1 protein-coding gene is annotated in these 23542 nt (G+C 75.2%); it reads left to right on the top strand.

Annotated elements, in window-relative coordinates:
- Positions 1-21: 21 nt before the first annotated feature.
- Complete coding sequence (locus SLAV_RS02850; RefSeq protein WP_167456781.1) at positions 22-23430, top strand: type I polyketide synthase; 23409 nt, start codon at positions 22-24, stop codon at positions 23428-23430.
- The last annotated feature ends 112 nt before the right edge of the window (positions 23431-23542 follow it).

The raw sequence follows: 23542 nt of genomic DNA, 5'->3' as shown, positions 1-23542 counted from the left end.
AACGGGTCGATGGAGCACATTATGGGCGAGTCTGTTTCGGTGCCGGAAGAATCCGGGACCAGCACGCACGACGTGATCGTGGTGACCGGATCGGCGCACCGCCCGCCGGGCGGGCCCGAAGCCGACCCGGCGTTCGACGCGGAGTTCCTCGCGGATGCCACCGCAGGCCCGTCGGACCCCCGCCTCACCGGGGCGCTGCCCCACGGTCCCGCCGCGGCGGAGGTGTGGTGGCAGGCCCTGGAGGACGCGGGCGTCGTCCTGGCGGCGGAGCCGGCTGCGGGCACCGCCGTCTTCCTGGCCGCACCGGACGCGGACGCGCTCCCGCAGGACGGCGACCCGGCCGCCGCCGTCCGCGCCGTCCTGCGGACCGCCCCCGGCGCCGACCCGGAGGTCCTGAGCACCCCCTCGGGCACCGACGCCCTGCGGGCAGCCCACGAGCGCCTCCGCCGCGGCGAAACCACCCTGGCCCTGGCCGCGGGCCGGGACATCCGCCTCCCCGATACGGACCCCGCGCCCGCGGACTTCCCGTCCGGGGCTGCCGGGTCCGGGGCCGCCGGGCCGGAGGCCGCTGGGTCCGAGCCCGCCGGGGCCGACCCGGGCGCGGGTGGTTGCGTCGGGGGGTACGGGGCCGTAGTGCTCAAGACCCTTGCGCGGGCCCTCGCCGACGGCGACCGCGTACGGGCCGTGCTCTCCGCCGACGGACGGCTCACCGCCCCCGGGGCCGACCTCACCGAGGACACCGGTCCGGCCGGTTCCGGGGCAGACCTCACCGCGGACGCCGGCCCGGCCGGTTCCGGGGCCGGCCCCGTCGAACACCCCCTGCCCTGGATCCTCTCCGCCGCCGGCCCCGAGGCGCTGCGCGCCCAGGCCGAGCGGCTGCACGCCCACCTCAGCGCCCACCCCGGCCTCGACCCCGCCGCCGTGGGCCGCGCCCTCGCCGTGACCCGGCACCGCTTCCCGCACCGCGCCGTCGTCCTCGGCGAGGACACCGCACAGCTCCTCGACGCCCTGGCCACCCTGGCCCGGGGCGGCTTCGCCGCCGAGATCGTCCGAGGCAGCGCCGGCCCCGCCGCCACCGGCCCCACCGCGTTCGTCTTCCCCGGCATCGGCTCGCAGTGGCCCGGCATGGCCGTCGAACTCCTCGACTCCTCACCGCAGTTCCACGCCGCGGCCCTCGAATGCCAGGAGGCCCTGGCCCCGCTCACCGGCTGGCTGCTCACCGACGTCCTGCGCGGGGAGCCGGGCGCCCCCGCCCTCGACACCCCCGACGTCAGCATGCCCGCCACCTTCGCCGTCCAGGTCGCCCTCGCCCGGACCTGGCAGGCCTACGGAGTTTGCCCCGCCGCGTTCGCGGGACACAGCATCGGCGACATCGCGGCCGCCCACCTGTCCGGCGCGCTGACCCTGCGGGACGCCGCCCGGGTCATCACCTCCTGGGGCGACGGCCTGGCACGGCTCGCGGCCCGCGGCGGCGACATGCTCGCGGTGACCCTGCCCGGCCACCGGCTGGCCGACCGCCTGCGGCCCTGGGAGGGCCGGCTCGACGTCGCCGCGTACAACGGCCCCGAATCCGTCGTGGTCTCCGGCGACACCGATGCCGTGCGCGAACTGCGCGCGGCGCTGGAGGCGGACGGCGTCCGCTGCCGGGGCGTCGCCGTCGGAGCCGCCGCGCACTCGTCCCACGTCGAGGACCTCCGCGACCGGATGACCGCCGAACTCGCCTCCATAGCCCCCCGCGCCACCCACACCCCGCTCTACTCCTCCGCCACCGGCGGCATCGTCGACGGCCGCACCCTGGACGCCGCCTTCTGGTTCGAGGCCCTGCGCCGCCCGGTACGGTTCGAACAGACCACGCACGCGCTCCTCGCCGACGGCCACCAGGCCCTCATCGAGGTCAACCCCCACGCGTCCCTCACCGCGGCGATGCAGGAGACGGCCTCCGCCGCCGGACGGCAGCCCGTCACCGTCACCACCCTCCGCCGCGACCAGGGCGGCCCGCGCCGCTTCCGCACCGCCCTCGCCGAGGCCTACGTGCAGGGCGTGCACATCGACTGGGAGCGGGCGTTCCCCGGCGCCCCGGCCGCCCGGCCGCCGCTGCCGACGTACCCCTTCCGGCGGACCGCCGCCGCCGACGGTCCGGCGCTGTCCGAGCGGCTCCGCGCCCTGCCCGAGGCCGAACGCGAGCGCACCGTCGGCGCACTCGTCCGCTCCGTCACCGCCGCACTGCTCGGCCTGTCCGACCCGGCCGGGGTCGGCGCCGGACACGCCTTCCGCGACCTGGGCCTGGACTCTGTCACCGCCATCGAACTGCGCAACCGGCTGAACGAGGCGACCGGACTCGCGCTGCCGCACACGGTCGTCTTCGACCACCCCACCCCGCGGTCGCTGACCGGCCGCATCGTCGCGGACGCCCTCGGCACCCGGGACGAGGCCGCCGACGACACCACCACGGCCGCCTGGGACGAACCCGTCGCCATCGTGGCCATGAGCTGCCGGCTGCCCGGCGGCATCGACACCCCCGAAGCCCTCTGGCACGTGCTCACCGAGGGCGGCGACGCCGTGTCCGCCCTGCCCGCCGACCGCGGCTGGGACGTCGAAGGCCTCTACGACCCGGAGCCCGGCCGCCCCGGCCGGTACTACCAGCGCGAGGCGGCGCTGCTCCACGGGGCCGCCGACTTCGACCCGGAGTTCTTCGGGATCTCCCCGCGCGAGGCCCTCGCCATGGACCCGCAGCAGCGGCTCCTCCTGGAGACCGGCTGGGAGGTGCTGGAGCGCGCGGGCATCGACCCCGGCACGCTGCGCGGCACCCGTACCGGCACCTTCGTCGGAGCCATGACCCAGGACTACGGGCCCCGGCTGTACGAGGCACCCGAGGGCGTCAGCGGCTACCTGCTGACCGGCAACACCGCCAGCGTCGCCTCCGGCCGCCTCGCCTACACCTTCGGGTTCGAGGGTCCCGCCGTCACGGTGGACACCGCCTGCTCCTCCTCGCTGGTCGCCCTGCACCTGGCCGTCCAGTCGCTGCGCACCGGCGAGTGCTCGCTGGCGCTGGCGGGGGGCGTCACCGTCCTGCCGTCGGCCGGGTCGTTCATCGAGTTCAGCAAGCAGCGGGCACTGGCCCCGGACGGGCGCTCCAAGGCCTTCTCCTCCGACGCCGACGGGTTCGGCCTCGCCGAGGGCACCGGCATGGTCCTGCTGGAGCGGCTCTCGGACGCCCGCCGCAACGGGCACCGGGTGCTGGCCGTCGTACGGGGTTCGGCGATCAACCAGGACGGCGCCTCCAACGGCCTCACCGCGCCCAGCGGTCCCGCGCAGCAGCGGGTCATCCGGCAGGCGCTCGCCAACGCGGGCCTGTCGGCGGCCGACGTGGACGCGGTGGAGGCGCACGGCACCGGCACCCGACTCGGCGACCCGATCGAAGCGCAGGCGATCCTCGCCACGTACGGCCGGGACCGGACCGAGGACCGGCCGCTGTGGCTGGGCTCGCTGAAGTCGAACATCGGGCACACCCAGGCCGCCGCCGGCATCGCGGGCGTGCTGAAGATGGTCCTGGCCCTGCAGCACGGCGTCCTGCCCAAGACCCTGCACGCGGACGTGCCGTCCCCGCACATCGACTGGGCCGACGGCCGGGTACGGCTGCTCGGCGAGGCGGCCGACTGGCCCGACACCGGCCGCCCGCGCCGCTCCGGCGTGTCCTCGTTCGGGATCAGCGGCACCAACGCGCACGCCATCCTCGAAGAGGCCCCGGACGCCCACGAGGCCGCCGACGCCCCGACCGCCGACGCCCCGACCGCCCCGGCCGCAGGCACCCCCGCCGCCGACGCGACCCCCGTGCCGTGGCCGCTGTCGGCCCGTACCGCCGAGGCGCTCGCCGCCCAGGCCCGCACCCTCCTCGCGCACACCCTGACCCACCCCGGCACGGCCCCCGCCGACACCGGCCACTCGCTCGCCACCACCCGCGCGGCGTTCGAGCACCGCGCCGTCGTCGTCGGCAGCACCGAAGCGGAACTGACCGAAGGACTGAGGGCGCTGGCGGAGGGCGGCTCCACGCCCCGCGCCGTCCAGGGCACCGCAACCGTGGGCCGCCGCGTCGTGTTCGTCTTCCCCGGCCAGGGCTCCCAATGGGCCGGCATGGCCGTCGAACTCCTCGACGGGTCGGCCGTCTTCCGCGAGCGGCTGCGCGCCTGCGGCGAGGCCCTGGCCCCGTACGTGGACTGGTCCCTCGAAGACGTCCTGCGCGGGGCACCCGGCGCGCCCGCCCTCGACAGCGCCGACGACGTCGTCCAGCCCGCCCTGTGGGCCGTCATGGTCTCCCTCGCCGAACTGTGGCGCTCCTTCGGCGTCGAACCCGCGGCCGTCATCGGCCACTCCCAGGGCGAGATCGCCGCCGCCGCCGTGTCCGGTGCCCTCGGCCTCGACGACGCCGCGCGCGTCGTCGCCCTCCGCAGCCGCCTGCTGAGCCGGCTCGCCGGACTCGGAGGCATGGTGTCCGTACCCGAACCCCTGGCCGACGTCACCCGGCGCCTGGAGGCGTGGGACGACCGGCTCGGCATCGCCGCCGTCAACGGACCCCGCTCCATCGTCGTCTCCGGCGACGCGGACGCCCTCGACGAACTCCTCGCCGCCTGCACCGCCGACGGGGTCCGGGCCAAGCGGGTCCCCGTCGACTACGCCTCGCACTCCGCCCACGTCGAGATCATCGAGGCCGAACTCGCCGAGGCGCTCGCCGGCATCACCCCGCGGCCCCCGCGGATCCCCTTCTGCTCCACCGTCACCGGCGAGGTCGTCGACTCCGCGGACCTCGGCGCCGAGTACTGGTACACCAACCTCCGCACCACCGTCCGCTTCGAGCCCGCCGTGCGCCGCCTGCTGGAGTCCGGCCACGACGTCTTCGTCGAATGCAGCCCGCACCCCGTGCTCGCCGTCGGCCTCCAGGAGACCGCCGAGTCGGCCGGCGTCACCGCCGACGTCGTGCCCTCGCTGCGCCGCGGCGACGGCGGCCCGGCCCGCTTCCTGACCTCGCTCGCGGACGCGTACGTCCACGGCGTGCCCACCGACTGGTCCGCCGCCTTCGCCGGACTGCGCCCCCGTACCGTCGCCCTGCCCACCTACCCCTTCCAGCGCCGCCGGTTCTGGCTCGACGCCGGCGCCCCGACCGCCCAGGCGGGCGCCGCCGCCGGGCACAGCGAGGAGGAGGCCCGCTTCTGGGAAGCCGTCGAGAACGCCGACGTAAGGGCCCTGACCAGCTCGCTGGACCTGGCCCCCGACGCCTCCCTCGACAGCATGGTCAACCGGCTCGCGCACTGGCGGCGCCGCACCACCGAGAGCGCGCTCATCGACGGCTGGCGCTACCGCGTCACCTGGACGCCCACCGCCACCCAGGCCCGGCGCGGCAACCGCACCCCGCTGAGCGGCACCTGGCTGCTCGTCACCCCCGTCGACCGGCACGGCGGCGCCCACGCCGCCACCGCCGCCGTCCACGAGGCCCTCACCGCCCGCGGCGCCCGCGTCGAACGGGTCGTCCTCGACCCGGCCGCCGACAGCGACCGGGAGACCGTCGCCCGGCTCCTGACCGACGGCCTCGGCGGGGCCGGACTGGAGCCCGACGGCGTCAGCGGGGTGCTCTCCCTCCTCGCCGGTACCGGCGCCGCCACGGGGAGGGCCGGGGACGCCGTGCCCGGCACCCCGCCCGCCCCCCGGGTCCTGCCCGCCCTCGCCGCCACCCTCGCCCTCGTCCAGGCCCTCGGCGACACCGGCATCGGCGCCCCCCTCTGGTGCGCCACCTCCGGCGCCGTCGCCACCGGGCCCGCCGACCCGCCGCGCAGGCCCGAGCAGGCCCAGCTGTGGGGCCTCGGCCGGGTCGTCGGCGCGGAGTCCCCCCAGCGCTGGGGCGGCCTCGTCGACCTCCCCGAAACCCTGGACGAGCGCACCCTCGAACACCTCACCGCACTCCTCGCCGACCCCGACGGCGAGGAAGAGATCGCCGTGCGCGCCACCGGCACCCTCGCCCGCCGCCTCGTCCGCGCGGACACGGACACGACCGCGCCCACCACCGCCGCCACACCCGACCACGTCCTGGCCCGCCCGCACGGCACCGTCCTGATCACCGGCGGCACCGGCACCCTCGGCGCCCACGTCGCCCGCTGGCTCGCCCGCTCCGGAGCCGCCCACCTCGTCCTCACCAGCCGCAGCGGCCCGGCCGCCCCCGGCGCCGCCGAACTCCGCGACGAACTCGCCGCCCTCGGCACCCGTACCACCATCGCCGCCTGCGACGTCACCGACCGCGAAGACCTCGGCCGGCTCCTGGACTCGCTGCCCGGCGAACACCCCCTCACCGGAGTCATCCACGCCGCGGGCGTCCTCGACGACGGCGTCCTCGACGCCATGACCACCGAGCGCCTCGAACACGTCCTGCTCCCCAAGGTCGACGCCGCGCTCCACCTGCACGAGCTCACGGCCGGCCTCGACCTGGACTTCTTCGTCCTCTTCTCCTCCATCGCCGGCGTCGTCGGCAACGGCGGCCAGGGCGGGTACGCCGCCGGCAACGCCTTCCTGGACGCCCTCGCCCACCAGCGCCGCGCCCAGGGGCTCCCGGCCACCGCCATCGCCTGGGGCTCCTGGGGCAGCGGCCGCATGATGGGAGACCTCGCCGAACAGCACCTCACCCGGCGCGGCATCCTCCCCATGCCCGCCGACCTCGGCATCGCGGCCCTGCGCCGCGCCATGGAACACCACGACACGGCCGTCACCCTCGCCGACATCGACTGGGACCGTTTCGTCCCCGCCTTCGCCATCAGCGGCGACTACCCGCTGCTGCGCCGTCTCCCCGAGGCCCGGCGCATCCTGGACGCCGCCGCGACCCCCGCCACCGGTGCCGCCGGCGGCGCGGGCGGCCCGGTACTGGCCCAGCGGCTGACCGGCCTGTCCGGCACCGAACGGCTCCGGGCCGTCGTCGAACTCGTCCGCACCCAGGCCGCCACCGTCCTCGGACACTCCGGCGTCGAGGCCGTCCCGCCCCGGCGGGCCTTCCGCGACACCGGGTTCGACTCCCTCACCGCGATCGAGCTGCGCAACCGGCTCGCCGGCGCCACCGGGATGCGCCTGCCCACCACCGTCGTCTTCGACTACCCCAACCCGACGGAACTCGCCGGATACCTGCACGACCGGATAGCGGGAAGCCCGGGGGCCGCCGGCCACGACGACGGCCACCCCGGTACACCGCTCGCCCCGCCCGCCGACGACGAGCCGATCGCCATCGTCGCGATGAGCTGCCGCTTCCCCGGAGGGGTCACCTCCCCCGAAGAGCTGTGGGAGATCCTCCACGAGGGCCGGGACGTCCTCTCCGGATTCCCCGAGAACCGCGGCTGGCCGCTCGAATCCCTCTACCACCCCGACCCCCAGAACCCCGGGACCACCTACGCCCGCGAAGGCGGCTTCCTCTACGACGCGGGCGACTTCGACGCCGGGTTCTTCGGGATCTCCCCGCGCGAGGCCCTCGCCATGGACCCCCAGCAGCGGCTGCTGCTCGAAGTCACCTGGGAGGCCTTCGAACGCGCGGGCATCGACCCCGCCACCCTCAAGGGCACCCGGTCCGGAGTCTTCATCGGCTCCAACGGACAGGACTACGCCTCCGGCCTGCGCAAGGCCCCCGAAGGCGTGGAGGGCTACCTGCTCACCGGCCGGGCCGCCAGCGTCGTCTCCGGCCGCCTCGCCTACACCTTCGGCCTCGAAGGCCCGGCGCTGACCGTCGACACCGCCTGCTCCTCCTCCCTGGTCGCCCTCCACCTGGCCGTCCAGTCGCTGCGCCTGGGCGAATGCGAACTGGCCCTCGCCGGCGGGGTCACCGTCATGGCCAACCCCGGCATCTTCGTCGAGTTCAGCCGCCAGCGCGGACTGGCCGCCGACGGCCGCTGCAAGGCGTTCGCCGCGGCCGCCGACGGCACCGGCTGGGGCGAGGGCACCGGCATGCTCCTCCTCGAACGCCTCTCGGACGCCCGCCGCAACGGGCACCGGGTGCTGGCCGTCGTACGGGGTTCGGCGATCAACCAGGACGGCGCGTCCAACGGCCTCACCGCCCCGAACGGTCCCGCGCAGCAGCGGGTCATCCGGCAGGCGCTCGCCAACGCGGGCCTGTCGGCCACCGACGTCGACGTGGTGGAGGCGCACGGCACCGGCACCCGGCTCGGGGACCCGATCGAGGCGCAGGCGCTGCTGGCCACGTACGGCCAGGACCGGCCGGAGGGCCGGCCGCTGTGGCTGGGCTCCCTGAAGTCCAACATCGGCCACACCCAGGCCGCCGCAGGCGTCGCGGGCGTCATGAAGCTGGTGCTGTCCCTCCAGCACGGGACGGTTCCCAGGACCCTGCACGTGGACGCGCCGACCCCGCACGTCGACTGGACCACGGGCGCGGTCGAGCTCCTGACCGAACCCGTGACCTGGCCCGACGATCACGAACACGTCCGCCGGGGCGGCGTCTCGGCCTTCGGCGTGAGCGGCACCAACGCCCACGTCATCGTCGAGGAAGCCCCCGAACCGGACCCGGAGCCCGAAGACACCGCCACCGCGGCCACCCCGGCCACCCCGGTGGCGGCCGTCCCCTGGCTGCTCTCCGCGAAGGACGCCACCGCCCTGCGCGTACAGGCCGACCGGCTGCGCTCCCACCTGGCCGACCACCCGGAGGCCGCCCCCGCCGACATCGGCCTCTCGCTCGCCACGGGCCGGTCGGCCCTCCAGCGGCGCGCCGCCGTCGTGGGCACCGACCGCGACGAGCTGCTCCGCGGACTGGCAGCCCTCGCCGACGCAGGCCCCGCCGGGTCCTCGTCCCACGTCATCACCGGCGCCACCGACTCCGGAGGCGACGACGAGGGCAGCCGTACGGCGTTCCTGTTCTCGGGGCAGGGGAGCCAGCGGCTGGGGATGGGGCGTGAGCTGTATGCGGCCTTCCCGGTGTTCGCGGACGCCTTCGACGCGGTGTGCGCGCATGTGGACCAGTACCTCGAACGTCCGCTGGCGGGTGTGGTGTTCGGTGAGGACGCCGCCCTGCTGGACCGGACGGCGTACGCGCAGCCCGCGCTGTTCGCGGTCGAGGTGGCATTGTTCCGGCTGGTGGAGTCCTGGGGTGTCCAGCCGGACTTCCTGGCGGGTCACTCGGTGGGCGAGTTCGCGGCCGCCCATGTGGCCGGGGTGTTCTCACTGGAGGACGCGGCGGCCCTGGTGGCGGCGCGCGGCCGGCTGATGCAGGCGCTCCCCTCTGGCGGGGTGATGGTGGCGGTGCAGGCCTCGGAGGCCGAGGTACGGGACCTGCTGTCCGGGTTCGAGGACCGTGCGGGTATCGCCGCGGTCAACGGCCCCTCCGCCGTGGTGGTTTCCGGTGCGCAGGACGCCGTGGCGGCGGTCGTCGACCGGCTCGCGGCCGACGGCCGCAAGACGAAGGCGTTGACCGTCTCCCACGCCTTCCACTCACCCCTGATGGACCCGATGCTCGACGACTTCCGGGCCGTCGTGGGCGGAGTCACCTTCGGAGCGCCGCGCCTGCCGCTCGTCTCGACCCTCACCGGTGCTCCGGCCACTGCGGAAGAGCTCTCCTCGGCCGACTACTGGGTGCGCCACGTCCGCGAGGCCGTCCGCTTCGCCGATGCCGTCACCTCCCTCGCCGACCTGGGCGTCCGTACCTTCCTGGAGGTCGGTCCGGGCGGGGTCCTGACCGCCATGGCCCAGGACTCCCTCGACGGGCACGCCGTCGCCGTCCCCCTCCTGCGCGCCGACCGTGCCGAGGGAACGGCCGTCACCACCGCCCTCGCCCACCTCCACGTCCACGGGGTACCCGTCGACTGGACGACGTTCTTCACCGGATCCGGCGCCCGACGCGTCGACCTGCCCACGTACGCCTTTCAGCGCGAGCACTACTGGCTCCACGTCCCCGCCACCGCCGACGTCACCGCGATCGGGGTCGCCGACACCGAACACCCCGTGCTGGGAGCCACCGTCCTGCTCCCGGACGGCGCGATCGTGCTGACGGGCCGGCTGTCGCTCGCCACGCATCCCTGGATCGCGGACCACGCGGTCTCCGGCGTCGTGCTCGTCCCCGGCACGGCCTTCGTGGAGCTCGCGCTGCGGGCCGGCCGGGAAGCCGGCTGCGAGCAGATCGAGGAGCTGACCCTGGAGGCCCCGCTCGTCCTGCCCGAGCACGGCGGGGTCCAGCTCCGCCTCACGGTCGGGACCCGGGACGCCTCCGGACGCTGCGCGCTGGAGCTGTACTCCCGGCCGGAGGACGCCCCCGGGACACGGGACTGGACCCGACACGCGGCCGGCACCCTCTCCGCCGGGCCGCCGGCGCCCGCATCCTCCGAACTCGTCGCCTGGCCGCCGCAGGGTGCCGAACGGGTCGCCACCGACGACCTGTACGACCACCTCGACGACCTCGGCTTCGGCTACGGCCCGGTCTTCCGCGGCCTCACGGAGGCCTGGCGCCACGGCGACACCCTGTACGCGGCCGCCGCCCTCCCCGAGGAGTCGGCGCCGGACGCGGGCGCGTACGGACTGCACCCGGCCCTCCTCGACGCCGGGCTGCACGCCTCGTGGCTCGGCCTGCTGTCCGGCTCCGAGACCGGCAACGGTCTGCTGCCGTTCTCCTGGAGCGCCGTGCACCTCCACGCCGCCGGCGCGACCGCGGTACGGATCAAGCTGGCCGCCGCCGGGACGGACGCGGTGTCGGTCCTCGTCGCCGACGGTACGGGCCGCCCGCTCGCGACGATCGGCGCACTCGTCCTGCGCCCGGTCTCCGCCGACCGGCTGCGGCTGGCCGCGGAGCCCCGCCACGACTCCCTCTACCGGCTCGACTGGACCCCGGCCCACGCGCCGGCGGACGGACCCGTCCCCGAGTTCGACGTGGCGACGCCCGGCCGTCCGGACACCGGAGCCGACGACCCGGCGGACGACACGGCAGCCCGCGTGCGCACCACGAGCCACCGGGCACTGCGCCTGATCCAGCAACGGATCGCCGACGACGCCGCCGACCCGGCGCCGCTCGTCCTGGTCACCCGGCACGCCGTCGCGACCGACGCGGCGGAACGCGGGGCGCTCGACCCGGCCCAGGCCGCCGTCTGGGGCATGGTCCGCTCGGCGCAGTCGGAGAACCCGGGACGCTTCGTCCTCCTCGACCTGGACCCGGACCTGGATCCGGACGGCGACCTCGGCCGCGCGGCCGTACGGGCCGCCGTGAGCACGGGCGAACCGCAGCTCGCGGTGCGCGCTGAAGCGATTCTGGTGCCCCGCCTCACGCGGACGAGCAGCGCCGCGGAGGAGGGCGGCGCGGGGTCCGGCCCCGGCCGGACCTTCCCGGACGGAGGGACCGTCCTCGTCACGGGGGCGACCGGCACGCTGGGCCGCCTCGTCGCCCGGCACCTCGTCACCCGGCACGGCGTCCGGCACCTCGTGCTCACCGGACGCCGGGGCCCCGGCGCCGAAGGAGCGGCCGGCTTCGAGGCCGAACTGACCGCCCTCGGCGCCCGCGTCGTCACCGCCGCCTGCGACGTCGCCGACCGCGAGGCCCTCGCCGCACTGCTCGCCACGATCCCCGCTGCGCACCCGCTGACGGCGGTGGTGCACGCGGCGGGCGTCACCGACGACGGCATCGTCCCCGCGCTCACCCCGGAACGCGTCGACCACGTGCTCCGCCCGAAGGTGGACGCCGCACTGAACCTGCACGAACTCACCCGGGACGCGGACCTGTCCGCGTTCATCCTCTTCTCCTCGGTGTCCGCGACCCTCGGCGGCGCCGGACAGGCCAACTACGCCGCCGCGAACTCCTTCCTCGACGCCCTGGCCCAGCTGCGCCGCGCGGCCGGTCTGCCCGCCGTGTCCATGGCCTGGGGGCTGTGGGCCGAGGGCAGCGGGATGACCGGCAAGCTGGACTCGGCCGACCTGGCGCGCATCCGCCGCATGGGCCTGGCCGCCATGGACTCGGCCACGGGCCTCGCCCTGTTCGACGCCGCGTGCGCCGCCGGGGACGACGTTCTCTTCCCGGTCCCGCTGGACCACGCGGGACTGCGGGTCCAGGCTGCCGGCGACAAGGTGCCCGCACTGCTGCGCGGACTCGTCAAGGCCCCGGTCCGCAAGGCCCGGGCCGCGGGCGACGCGACGGCCACGGGGGCGGCCGACCGCGCCACCGCCCTGGCCGCGAGCCTGCACGGGCTTCCCGCGGCGGAGCAGGAACGCGTCCTCGGTGACCTGGTACGCCTCCAGATCGCCACAGTGCTCGGCCACGCCTCGCCGGAGCGGATCGAACCCGAGCGCCAGTTCAGGGACCTCGGCTTCGACTCGCTCACCGCGGTCGAACTGCGCAACCTCCTGGGCTCCGTCACCGGCACCCGACTGCCCGCCACCCTGGTCTTCGACCACCCCACACCGCTGGCGCTCACCCGCTTCCTGCGCGGCGAGATCCTCGGCGGCGAGGCCGACGCCGGCCCGCCGGGCGGTGTCCCGTCCGTCTCCGTCGACGAACCGATCGCGATCGTGGGGATGAGCTGCCGTTATCCGGGTGGGGTGAGGTCTCCGGAGGATCTGTGGCGGTTGGTCGCGGAGGGGGGTGACGCGGTGGGTGGTTTCCCGGTGGACCGTGGGTGGGCGCTGGATTCGCTGTATCACCCGGATCCGGATCACGTGGGGACGAGTTATGCGCGGGAGGGTGGGTTCCTGTACGACGCGGCGGAGTTCGATGCCGGCTTCTTCGGGATCTCGCCGCGTGAGGCCCTTGCCATGGATCCGCAGCAGCGGTTGCTGCTGGAGACCTCGTGGGAGGTGTTCGAGCGGGCCGGGATCGATCCCGCCTCGCTGCGCGGTTCGCGCACCGGAGTCTTCGCGGGCGTCATGTACCACGACTACGGCTCGCGCCTGTCCGCCGTACCCGACGGGTTCGAGGGATACCTGGTCAACGGGAGCGCGGGCAGCATCGCCTCGGGCCGGGTGGCTTACACCTTCGGTCTGGAGGGGCCGGCGGTGACGGTGGACACCGCCTGCTCCTCGTCCCTGGTCGCCCTGCACCTCGCGGCGCAGTCGCTGCGGCAGGGCGAGTGCTCGATGGCCCTGGTCGGCGGTGTGACCGTCATGGCCACCCCGAACACCTTCGTCGAGTTCAGCCGCCAGCGCGGGCTGGCCGCCGACGGCCGCTGCAAGGCCTTCTCGGCCGCGGCCGACGGCACCGGCTGGGGCGAGGGCACCGGCATGCTCCTCCTCGAACGCCTCTCGGACGCCCGCCGCAACGGGCACCGGGTGCTGGCCGTCGTACGGGGTTCGGCGATCAACCAGGACGGCGCGTCCAACGGCCTCACCGCCCCGAACGGTCCCGCGCAGCAGCGGGTCATCCGGCAGGCGCTCGCCAACGCGGGCCTGTCGGCCACCGACGTCGACGTGGTGGAGGCGCACGGCACCGGCACCCGGCTCGGGGACCCGATCGAGGCGCAGGCGCTGCTGGCCACGTACGGCCAGGACCGGCCGGAGGGCCGGCCGCTGTGGCTGGGCTCCCTGAAGTCCAACATCGGCCACACCCAGGCCGCCGCAGGCGTCGCGGGCGTCATCAAGATGGTCGAGGCGATGCGGCACGGCGTCCTGCCCAGGACCCTGCACGCCGACGAGCCCTCACCCCACATCGACTGGTCGGCCGGAGCGGTCGAGCTGCTCACCGAGGCGCGGGAATGGGCGCAGTCCGGGCGTCCGCGCCGGGCGGGCGTGTCCTCCTTCGGCGTCAGCGGCACCAACGCGCACGTGGTCATCGAACAGCCGGAGCAGCCGGAGCAGTCGGAGCGGCAGCCGCGGGCCGACGGGCCGACGAACACGCCGACCGCGGGTACGGCCACCGCCACAGCCGTCGCGTGGCCGCTGTCCGCCAAGGACCCGGCGGCCCTGCGCGAGCAGGCCGCACGCCTGCTGACGCACCTGATGGAACACCCGGACCTCGGCACGGCCGACATCGGCCTGTCCCTGGCGGCCTCCAGGGCCGCGCTGGACCTGCGGTCCGCGGCCGTCGGCACCGGCCGCGAGGAGCTGATGGCCGCCCTGGGCGCCCTCGCCGAGGGCCGCCCGGCGCCCGGCGCGCTCGCACGGGATGAGACCTCGACCGGCACGCCCGCGGGCGGCGGCCGGACCGCGTTCCTGTTCTCGGGGCAGGGGAGCCAGCGCCTCGGAGCGGGACGTGAACTGTACGCGGCCTTCCCGGTCTTCGCCGAGGCCTTCGACGCGGCCTGCGCCGCCTTGGACGCACACCTCGAACGGCCGGTCAGGGACGTGGTGTTCGGTGAGAACCCCGAACTGCTGCACCGGACCGCCCACGCCCAGCCGGCCCTGTTCGCCCTCGAAGTGGCCCTGTTCCGGCTCGTGGAGTCGTGGGGCGTCCGGCCGGACTTCCTGGCGGGCCATTCGGTGGGCGAGTTCGCGGCGGCCCACGTGGCGGGCGTGCTCTCGCTCGAAGACGCCGCGGCTCTGGTGGCGGCGCGCGGGCGTCTGATGGAGGCGCTCCCCTCTGGCGGGGTGATGGTGGCGGTGCAGGCCTCGGAGGCCGAGGTACGGGACCTGCTGTCCGGGTTCGAGGACCGTGCGGGTATCGCCGCGGTCAACGGCCCCTCCGCCGTGGTGGTTTCCGGCGCAGAGGACGCCGTGGCGGCGGTCGTCGACCGGCTCGCGGCCGACGGCCGCAAGACGAAGGCGTTGACCGTCTCCCACGCCTTCCACTCACCCCTGATGGACCCGATGCTCGACGACTTCCGGGCCGTCGTGGGCGGAGTCACCTTCGGAGCGCCGCGCCTGCCGCTCGTCTCGACCCTCACCGGTGCTCCGGCCACTGTGGAAGAGCTCTCCTCGGCCGACTACTGGGTGCGCCACGTCCGCGAGGCCGTCCGCTTCGCCGACGCCGTCACCTCCCTCGCCCACCTGGGCGTCCGTACCTTCCTGGAGGTCGGTCCGGGCGGGGTCCTGACCGCCATGGCCCAGGACTCCCTCGACGAGCACGCCGTCACCGTTCCGCTCCTGCGCACCGACCGCGCCGAGGACCTGGCCGTCACCACCGCCCTCGCCCACCTCCACGTCCACGGGGTACCCGTCGACTGGACGACGTTCTTCACCGGATCCGGCGCCCGACGCGTCGACCTGCCCACGTACGCCTTTCAGTACGAGCACTACTGGCTCGACGTGCCGACCGCCCCCGGCGATGTCGCCGCGGCCGGCCTGGCCGCTGCCGGACACGCCCTGTTCGGCGCGGCGGCCCTGCTGCCGGACGGTGCTGGGTCGCTGCTGACCGGCCGGCTGTCGCTGGCCACCCACCCCTGGCTGGCGGACCACGCGATCTCCGGCCTGACCCTGCTGCCGGGAACCGCCTTCCTGGAGATGGCCGTTCGGGCCGGAGACGAGCTGGACTGCGGTCGCGTCGACGAACTCACCCTCGCCGCGCCCCTGGTGCTCCCGGAACACGGTGCGGTCCAGATACGGGTGGTGGTCGGAGCCGCCGACGAAGCCGACCGGCGTACGGTGCGGATCTACTCGCGCACCGATGCCAACGACGAGGCCGCCACGGAGCTGCCCTGGACCCGTCACGCCACCGGCTTCCTCGTCCCCGACACCGGCGCGGCGCACGCGCCCGACGTCCCGGGCCCGTCCGGGACGGCCGAGGCCTGGCCGCCGGCCGGCTCCACCCCCGTCGACGTCCACGACTGCTACGGGCGGCTGGCCGACGCCGGCTTCGCGTACGGGCCCGCGTTCCAGGGCCTGCGTGCGGTGTGGCGGCGGGGAGAGGACGAGCTCTTCGCCGAGGTCGGGCTGCCCGACGGCACCTCCGTCGACGGGTTCGCCGTGCACCCCGCCCTCCTCGACGCGGCGCTCCACGCCATGGTCGTGGGCGACGTCCCGGCGATCGGGCACGAGGGACTGCTGCCGTTCGCCTGGAGCGGTGTGAGCGTCCACGGAACCGGCGCCGAGACGCTGCGGGTCCGTCTGACCCGGGCCGACTCCGCGGCGGACTCGGTGTCGCTGGCGATCACCGACGGCCTGGGCCGGCCCGTGGCATCGGTGGACTCGCTGACGCTGCGGGCGGTGACACCCGGGCAACTCGCCGGAGAAGGCGGCGGGCAGGCGGCTTCCACGCTCCGGGACTCCCTCTTCCGGGTGGACTGGGAGCCGTGCGATCCGGCCCCGGGAGCGGAGCACGTGGGCGTGCTGGTGTGCGAGGGCCTGCCTGACGCTCAGGCGACTCAGGCTCCGGCCCCGCACACCGTGGCCGTCACGGTGCCGGGGAACGCCCACGGCAGTGCGGACACCTCGGCCGCCGCGACCGCGCAGCGCGTGCTGGCACTGATCCAGGAGTGGCTGGCGGAGCCGCGCTTCGCCGAGTCCCGCCTGGTCATCGTGACCCGAGGTGCGGTGAACACCGGCACCGCCGCCGACGTCGCCGGCGTGGACCCGGCACAGGCTTCGGTATGGGGACTGGTGCGCTCCGCGCAGTCGGAGAACCCCGGCCGGTTCGTGCTGGTGGACCTCGCGGACGGCGCCGAGACCCTCGCCGAGGCCCCCCTCGCGGCCGCGGTGGCCTCGGGCGAGCCGCAGGTGGCGGTCCGGGACGGCGCGCTGCTCGCCCCGCGGCTGACACGGATCGACGCCACGTCCACCGAACGCCCCGCCGACGCCGACGCCGACACCACGGGCCTGCGTCCCGCCTTCTCGGCCGGGGGGACGGTCCTGGTGACCGGCGCCTCCGGTGTGCTGGGGCGCCTCGTCGCACGGCACTTGGTGACCGAGCACGGGGTGCGGCACCTGCTGCTGGCGAGCCGGCGGGGCCCGGACGCCGAGGGCGCGCCGGAGTTCGCCGAGGAGCTGGGGGCCCTGGGCGCCGAGGTACGGGCCGTACGCTGCGACGTGGCGGACCGTACGGCGCTGGCCGGGCTGCTCGCGGCGGTACCGGCGGACCGGCCGCTGACCGGAGTGGTCCACGCGGCGGGAGTCACCGACGACGGAATCGTTTCCGCACTCACCCCCGAGCGCGTCGACCACGTCTTTCGCCCCAAGGCCGACGCCGCCCTCAACCTGCACGAACTCACCCGCGACGCCGACCTCACCGCCTTCGTCCTCTTCTCCTCCGCCGCCGGCACCCTCGGCAGCGCGGGACAGGCCAACTACGCCGCTGCGAACGCCTACCTCGACGCCCTCGCCGAAACCCGGCGGGCCGCCGGCCTGCCCGCGGTGTCCATCGCCTGGGGGCTGTGGGCGGAGACCAGCGCGCTCACGGCCGACCTGGCCGCCGCGGACCGGCGCAGGATCAGCCGGTCGGGGCTGGTCGCGCTGGAGGCCCAGGAGGGCCTGGCGCTCTTCGACGCCGCCTGCCGCTCCGCCCTCGCCACGGTGGTTCCGGTCCGCCTGGACACCACCGCGCTCCGGGCACACGCCCGCGCAGGCGCCCTGCCCCCGCTGTTCCGGCAACTGGTACGGGGCTCCGTACGGCGCGCGCTTCACGGCGCGCCGCAGAACGCCACGGGGTCCTCGCCGGCCGACCGGATCGCGGCCCTGCCGCCCGCCGACCGGTACGACGCCCTCCTCGCCCTCGTCCGGACCCAGGCGGCCACGGTGCTCGGCCACGAATCCGTCCGGTCGGTCGCGGTGGACCGGCAGTTCAGGGACCTCGGCTTCGACTCGCTCAACGCCGTCGAACTCCGCAACTCCCTCAACACGGCCACCGGCCTTCGGCTGCCCGCCACCCTCGTCTTCGACCACCCCACACCCGAGGCACTCACCCGCCACCTGCTCACCGAACTCGTGGGCACACGGTCCGGAACCCCGGAACACGCCCCGGCCGCGGTCGTCTCCGTCGACGAGCCGATCGCGATCGTGGGGATGAGCTGCCGTTATCCGGGTGGGGTGAGGTCTCCGGAGGATCTGTGGCGGCTGGTCGCGGAGGGGGGTGACGCGGTGGGTGGTTTCCCGGTGGACCGTGGGTGGGCGCTGGATTCGCTGTATCACCCGGATCCGGATCACGTGGGGACGAGTTATGCGCGGGAGGGTGGGTTCCTTTACGACGCGGCGGAGTTCGATGCCGGCTTCTTCGGGATCTCGCCGCGTGAGGCCCTTGCCATGGATCCGCAGCAGCGGTTGCTGCTGGAGACCTCGTGGGAGGTGTTCGAGCGGGCCGGGATCGATCCCGCCTCGCTGCGCGGTTCGCGCACCGGAGTCTTCGCGGGCGTCATGTACCACGACTACGGATCACAGTCCGGCGGGGCCGTACCCGAAGGGCTCGAAGGACACCTCGGCATGGGCACCTCCGGCAGCGTCGCCTCGGGCCGGCTCTCCTACACCTTCGGCCTGGAGGGGCCGGCGGTGACGGTGGACACCGCCTGCTCCTCGTCCCTGGTCGCCCTGCACCTGGCGGCGCAGTCGCTGCGGCAGGGCGAGTGCTCGATGGCCCTGGTCGGCGGTGTGACCGTCATGGCCACCCCGAACACCTTCGTCGAGTTCAGCCGCCAGCGCGGGCTGGCCGCCGACGGCCGCTGCAAGGCCTTCTCGGCCGCGGCCGACGGCACCGGCTGGAGCGAGGGCGTGGGCATGCTCCTGGTGGAGCGCCTCTCCGACGCCCGACGCAACGGACACCGGGTACTGGCGGTGGTCCGGGGCAGCGCGGTGAACCAGGACGGCGCCTCGAACGGCCTCACGGCTCCCAACGGTCCCGCGCAGCAGCGGGTGATCCGCCAGGCCCTCGCCCAGGCCGGCCTGTCCGCTTCCGAGGTGGACGCCGTGGAGGCGCACGGTACGGGAACCGCCCTCGGCGACCCGATCGAGGCGCAGGCGCTGCTGGCCACGTACGGCCAGGACCGGCCGGAGGGCCGGCCGCTGTGGCTGGGCTCCCTCAAGTCCAACATCGGGCACACCCAGGCCGCCGCAGGCGTCGCGGGAGTCATCAAGATGGTCGAGGCGATGCGGCACGGCGTCCTGCCCAGGACGCTCCACGCCGACGAGCCCTCACCCCACATCGACTGGTCGGCCGGAGCGGTCGAGCTGCTCACCGAGGCGCGGGAATGGGCGCAGTCCGGACGCCCCCGGCGGTCCGCCGTCTCCTCCTTCGGCGTCAGCGGCACCAACGCGCACGTCGTACTGGAACACGTACCGGGCACGGAGCAGGCCACGGCGGTCGAGGACGCACCGGCGCCGGTCGCCGTCCCGTGGGTGCTCTCGGCCAAGGACGAGGTGTCCTTGCGCGCCCAGGCACAGCGCATCGCCGCCCATCTCGACGCGCACCCGGCCCTGGGCGTCGCCGAGGTCGGCCGGTCGCTCGCCACCTCGCGTGCGGCGATGGAGGTGCGCGCGGCGGTCGTCGGCACCCGGCGCGAGGAGCTGCTGGAGGGCCTGACGGCCCTTGCCGCAGGCCGACCGGCAGCCGGGGTCGTACACGGCGAACCGGAGCCCGGCGGCAGCCGGACCGCGTTCCTGTTCTCGGGGCAGGGGAGCCAGCGGCCGGGGATGGGGCGTGAACTGTACGCGGCCTTCCCGGTGTTCGCCGGGGCTTTCGACGCCGTGTGCGCCGCGCTGGACGCGCACCTCGAACGGCCGCTGAAGGACGTGGTGTTCGGGGGCGACGCCGGGCTGCTGAACCAGACCGGTTTCGCGCAGCCCGCCTTGTTCGCCGTCGAGGTGGCGCTGTTCCGGCTGGTGGAGTCGTGGGGTGTCCGGCCGGACTTCCTGGCCGGTCATTCGGTGGGCGAGTTCGCGGCTGCCCATGTGGCGGGTGTGTTCTCGCTGGAGGACGCGGCGGCCCTGGTCGCGGCCCGTGGCCGGCTGATGCAGGCGCTCCCGTCCGGGGGCGTGATGGTCGCGGTGCAGGCCTCGGAGGAAGAAGTACGGGAACTGCTGTCCGGGTACGAGGACCGCGCGGGCGTCGCCGCCGTCAACGGGCCCTCTTCTGTGGTGGTTTCGGGCGCCGAGGAAGCGGTGGCCGCACTGGTCGACCGTCTCTCGGCCGACGGCCGCAAGACGAAGGCGCTGTCCGTCTCCCACGCGTTCCACTCGCCCCTGATGGACCCGATGCTCGACGAGTTCCGCAAGGTGGTGGAGACGGTCACCTTCGCCGCCCCGCAGCTGCCGGTCGTCTCCACCCTCACCGGCGCCCTGGTGTCGGCCGAGGAGTTCTGCTCCGTCGACCACTGGGTGCGCCACGTCCGCGAGGCCGTCCGCTTCGCCGACGCCGTCACCGCCCTCGCCGACGAGGGTGCGGGCACCTTCCTGGAGATGGGCCCGGGCGGGGTCCTGACCGCCATGGCCCAGGACTCCCTGGACGAGCACGCGGTCGCCGTCCCCCTCCTGCGGACCGACCGCGCCGAGGACCTGGCCGTCACCACCGCCCTCGCCCACCTCCACGCCCACGGGACATCGGTCGACTGGTCGGCCGTCTTCGCCGGACACGGCACGCCGCGGCAGGTCGACCTGCCCACCTACGCCTTCCACCGCCGCCGCTACTGGCTCGCCCCGGGTTCCCCGGCCGGAGACGTCGCCTCCGCCGGGCTCGTGGCGGCCGAGCACCCCCTGCTGGGTGCCGCCGTCGCCCTCGCGGACGGTGAGGGCGCCCTGCTCACCGGACGGCTGTCGCCCGCTACGCACCCGTGGCTCACCGACCACACGGTCATGGGCACGGTCCTGCTGCCGGGCACCGCCCTGGTCGACCTCGCCCTGCGGGCCGCCGAGGAGGTGGGCTGCGACCGTGTGGACGAGCTGACCCTCGGCGCCCCGCTCGTCCTGCGCGAGCGAGCGGCCTTACGCCTCCAGGCCGTCGTCGGCGGCCCGGACGCGACCGGGCACCGTACCGTCAACGTCTACTCGCGTCCCGAGAGCGCCGACGTCGCCGAGCCGTGGACCTGCCACGCCACCGGTGTCGTGTCCGTGGACCCGCGCCGGGACGCCGGGGGAGGGCAGCCGCACGACCTCGCGGTCTGGCCCGCCCCCGGGGCCGACCGCCTGGACACCGGCGGAGCCTACGAGCGGCTGGCCGGCCTCGGCTTCGGCTACGGACCGGTGTTCCAGGGCCTGCACGCCCTGTGGCGGCGCGGCGACGAGGTGTTCGCCGAGGTACGGCTCCCCGACGGCACGGAAACGGGCGGCTTCGGGATCCACCCGGCGCTCCTCGACTCCGCGCTCCACGCGATCGGCCTCGGTGGCCTGCTGCCCGACGCCGGACACGGACGGATCCCCTTCGCCTGGAGCGGGGTGACGGTACACGCCACCGGCGCCACCGCCCTGCGGGTCAGGATCACCCCGGCCGGAGCGGACGCCGTGGCCCTGCTGGCGACCGACACGGCGGGCCGGCCCGTCGCCTCGGTCGACTCCCTGGTGCTGCGCCCCGTCTCCGCGGAGCAGCTCGACCGGGCGGGCCGCGAGCACGGACCGTACGACTCCCTCTACCGCGTCGACTGGACCGCCCTTCCCCTCACCTCGGAGGCTTCTGTGAGCGAACCGGCCGGGCAGTGGACCCTCATCGGCGGAGACGACGGTCTGCGCGCCGCCCTGGAGGACTCCGGCGCGAGCGTCTCGTACCGGCCGGGTCCGGACGGTGCGGCGGCGCTGGGGGGAGTCGTGCTCGCGGCCGTCGACGTACACCCGGACGGCGACCACCCGGTGGCACACGCCCACGAGAGCGCGCACCGGACGCTGGAACTGCTCCAGCACTGGCTCTCCGACGAGCGGAACGCCGACACCCGGCTGGTCGTCCTGACCGCCAACGCCGTCGTCGCCAAGGACAGGGACCAAGAGGACCACGACAAGGAGGTCGACCCGGCGCAGGCCGCGATCTGGGGCCTGGTGCGTTCGGCGCAGTCGGAGAACCCCGGCCGGTTTGTCCTGGTCGACCTGGACCGAGACGCCGCCTCCGTACGGGCGCTGCCCGCGCTGCTGGCCTCGGGCGAGGAACAGTTCGCCGTACGGGGCGGATCGGTGCTCGTACCGCGGCTGGCGCGGGCCGAGACCCCGGCCTCCCTCGACGACCCGAGCCCCGCGTTCACGGCCGGCGGTACGGTGCTGGTCACCGGCGCCTCGGGCCTGCTGGGGCGCCACGTCGCACGGCACCTGGTCACCGGGCACGGCGTGCGCGACCTGCTGCTCGTCAGCCGGAGCGGCGCCCTCGCGGCGGGCATGGCCGAACTGGAGGCGGAACTCGCCGAACGGGGGGCCCGGGTCACCGTCGCCGCCTGCGACGTGGCCGACCGCGACGCGCTGGCCCGGCTGTTGGCGGAGGTACCCGCCGAACACCCCCTGACCGGGGTGGTGCACGTGGCCGGAGTGACCGACGACGGCATCGTCACCGGTCTGACCGCGGAACGGATCGACCGGGTGTTCCGGCCGAAAGTCGACGCGGCCCTGCACCTGGACGAACTCACCCGCGACATGGAACTGTCCGCGTTCGTCCTCTTCTCCTCCGCCGCCGGGGTCTTCGGCGCGGCGGGCCAGGGCAACTACGCCGCCGCGAACTCCTTCCTGGACGCCCTCGCCCAGCAGCGCCGGGCGGCCGGACTGCCCGCCGTATCGCTGGCCTGGGGGCTCTGGGCCGAGAGCAGCGGGATCACCGGCGCGCTCAGCGACGCGGACCGCGGCCGCATGGCCCGCAGCGGGGTGCTGCCCCTGGCCACCGACGAGGCCCTCGGCCTCTTCGACGCCGCGACGGCCCGGCCGCAGGGCACGGTGGTGCCCGTACGGCTGAACCAGGCGGCACTCCGCGGCCGCGCCGCGGCCGGCTCACTGCCGGCCCTGCTCACCTCGCTCGTCCGGGTCCCGGCCCGCCGGCCGGCCGCGGACGAGGCCGGGTACGCAGCCTCGGGCGCCGCTACGGGGGCCGGGGCGGAGGGGACCGAGCGGCGGGAGCTGTCGGCGCGCCTCGCCGGTCTCGCCGAGGCCGAACAGCGCAAGCTGCTGCTCGACCTGGTCTGCGAGCACGTCGCCGCGGTCCTCGACCTCGCCTCGCCCCGGGCGGTCCGGCCCGGTCAGGCCCTGCGCGACCTCGGGTTCGACTCCCTGACCGCGGTCGAGTTCCGCAACCGGCTGGGCAAGGACACCGGGCTGCGGCTGCCCCCCACGCTCGTCTTCGACCACCCGACCCCGGCCGAACTGGTCGAGTACCTCCAGGCCGAGGCGGCCCCGCCCGCCCCGGGCGTCGCCGGGATGCTCGCCGAACTCGACCGGATCGAAACGGCGCTGCGGAACACGGCGGCGGCCGGCGGGGAAGGCGGCGAGGCCATCGCCTCGCGCCTGCGGGACCTGCTCGACCAGTGGGCCACGACCACCGGCGCGGCCGACGGAGGCACGGCGCCGGAGGCGTCGGGGACCTCCGGCGCCACCGGTCCCGCGGACGTGGCGGACGGACTCCACGCCGCCACGGACGACGAGATGTTCGACTTCATCGGCAAGGAATTCGGAATCTCCTGAACCGCGGAGTTGGCGGCCACCCGCCACGCACAGCCCATCTGCCGACTTCCGGCCCCACCGGCTCGACGCAACTCGACGTAAAAGGTGAACCAGGTGTCTGACCTCCAGGCGA

The organism is Streptomyces lavendulae subsp. lavendulae, assembly GCF_002803845.1.
Classification (GTDB): domain Bacteria; phylum Actinomycetota; class Actinomycetes; order Streptomycetales; family Streptomycetaceae; genus Streptomyces; species Streptomyces lavendulae.
The sequence above is the reverse complement of the archived record's forward strand: the minus strand, read 5'-3'. Positions and strand labels throughout refer to the sequence as shown.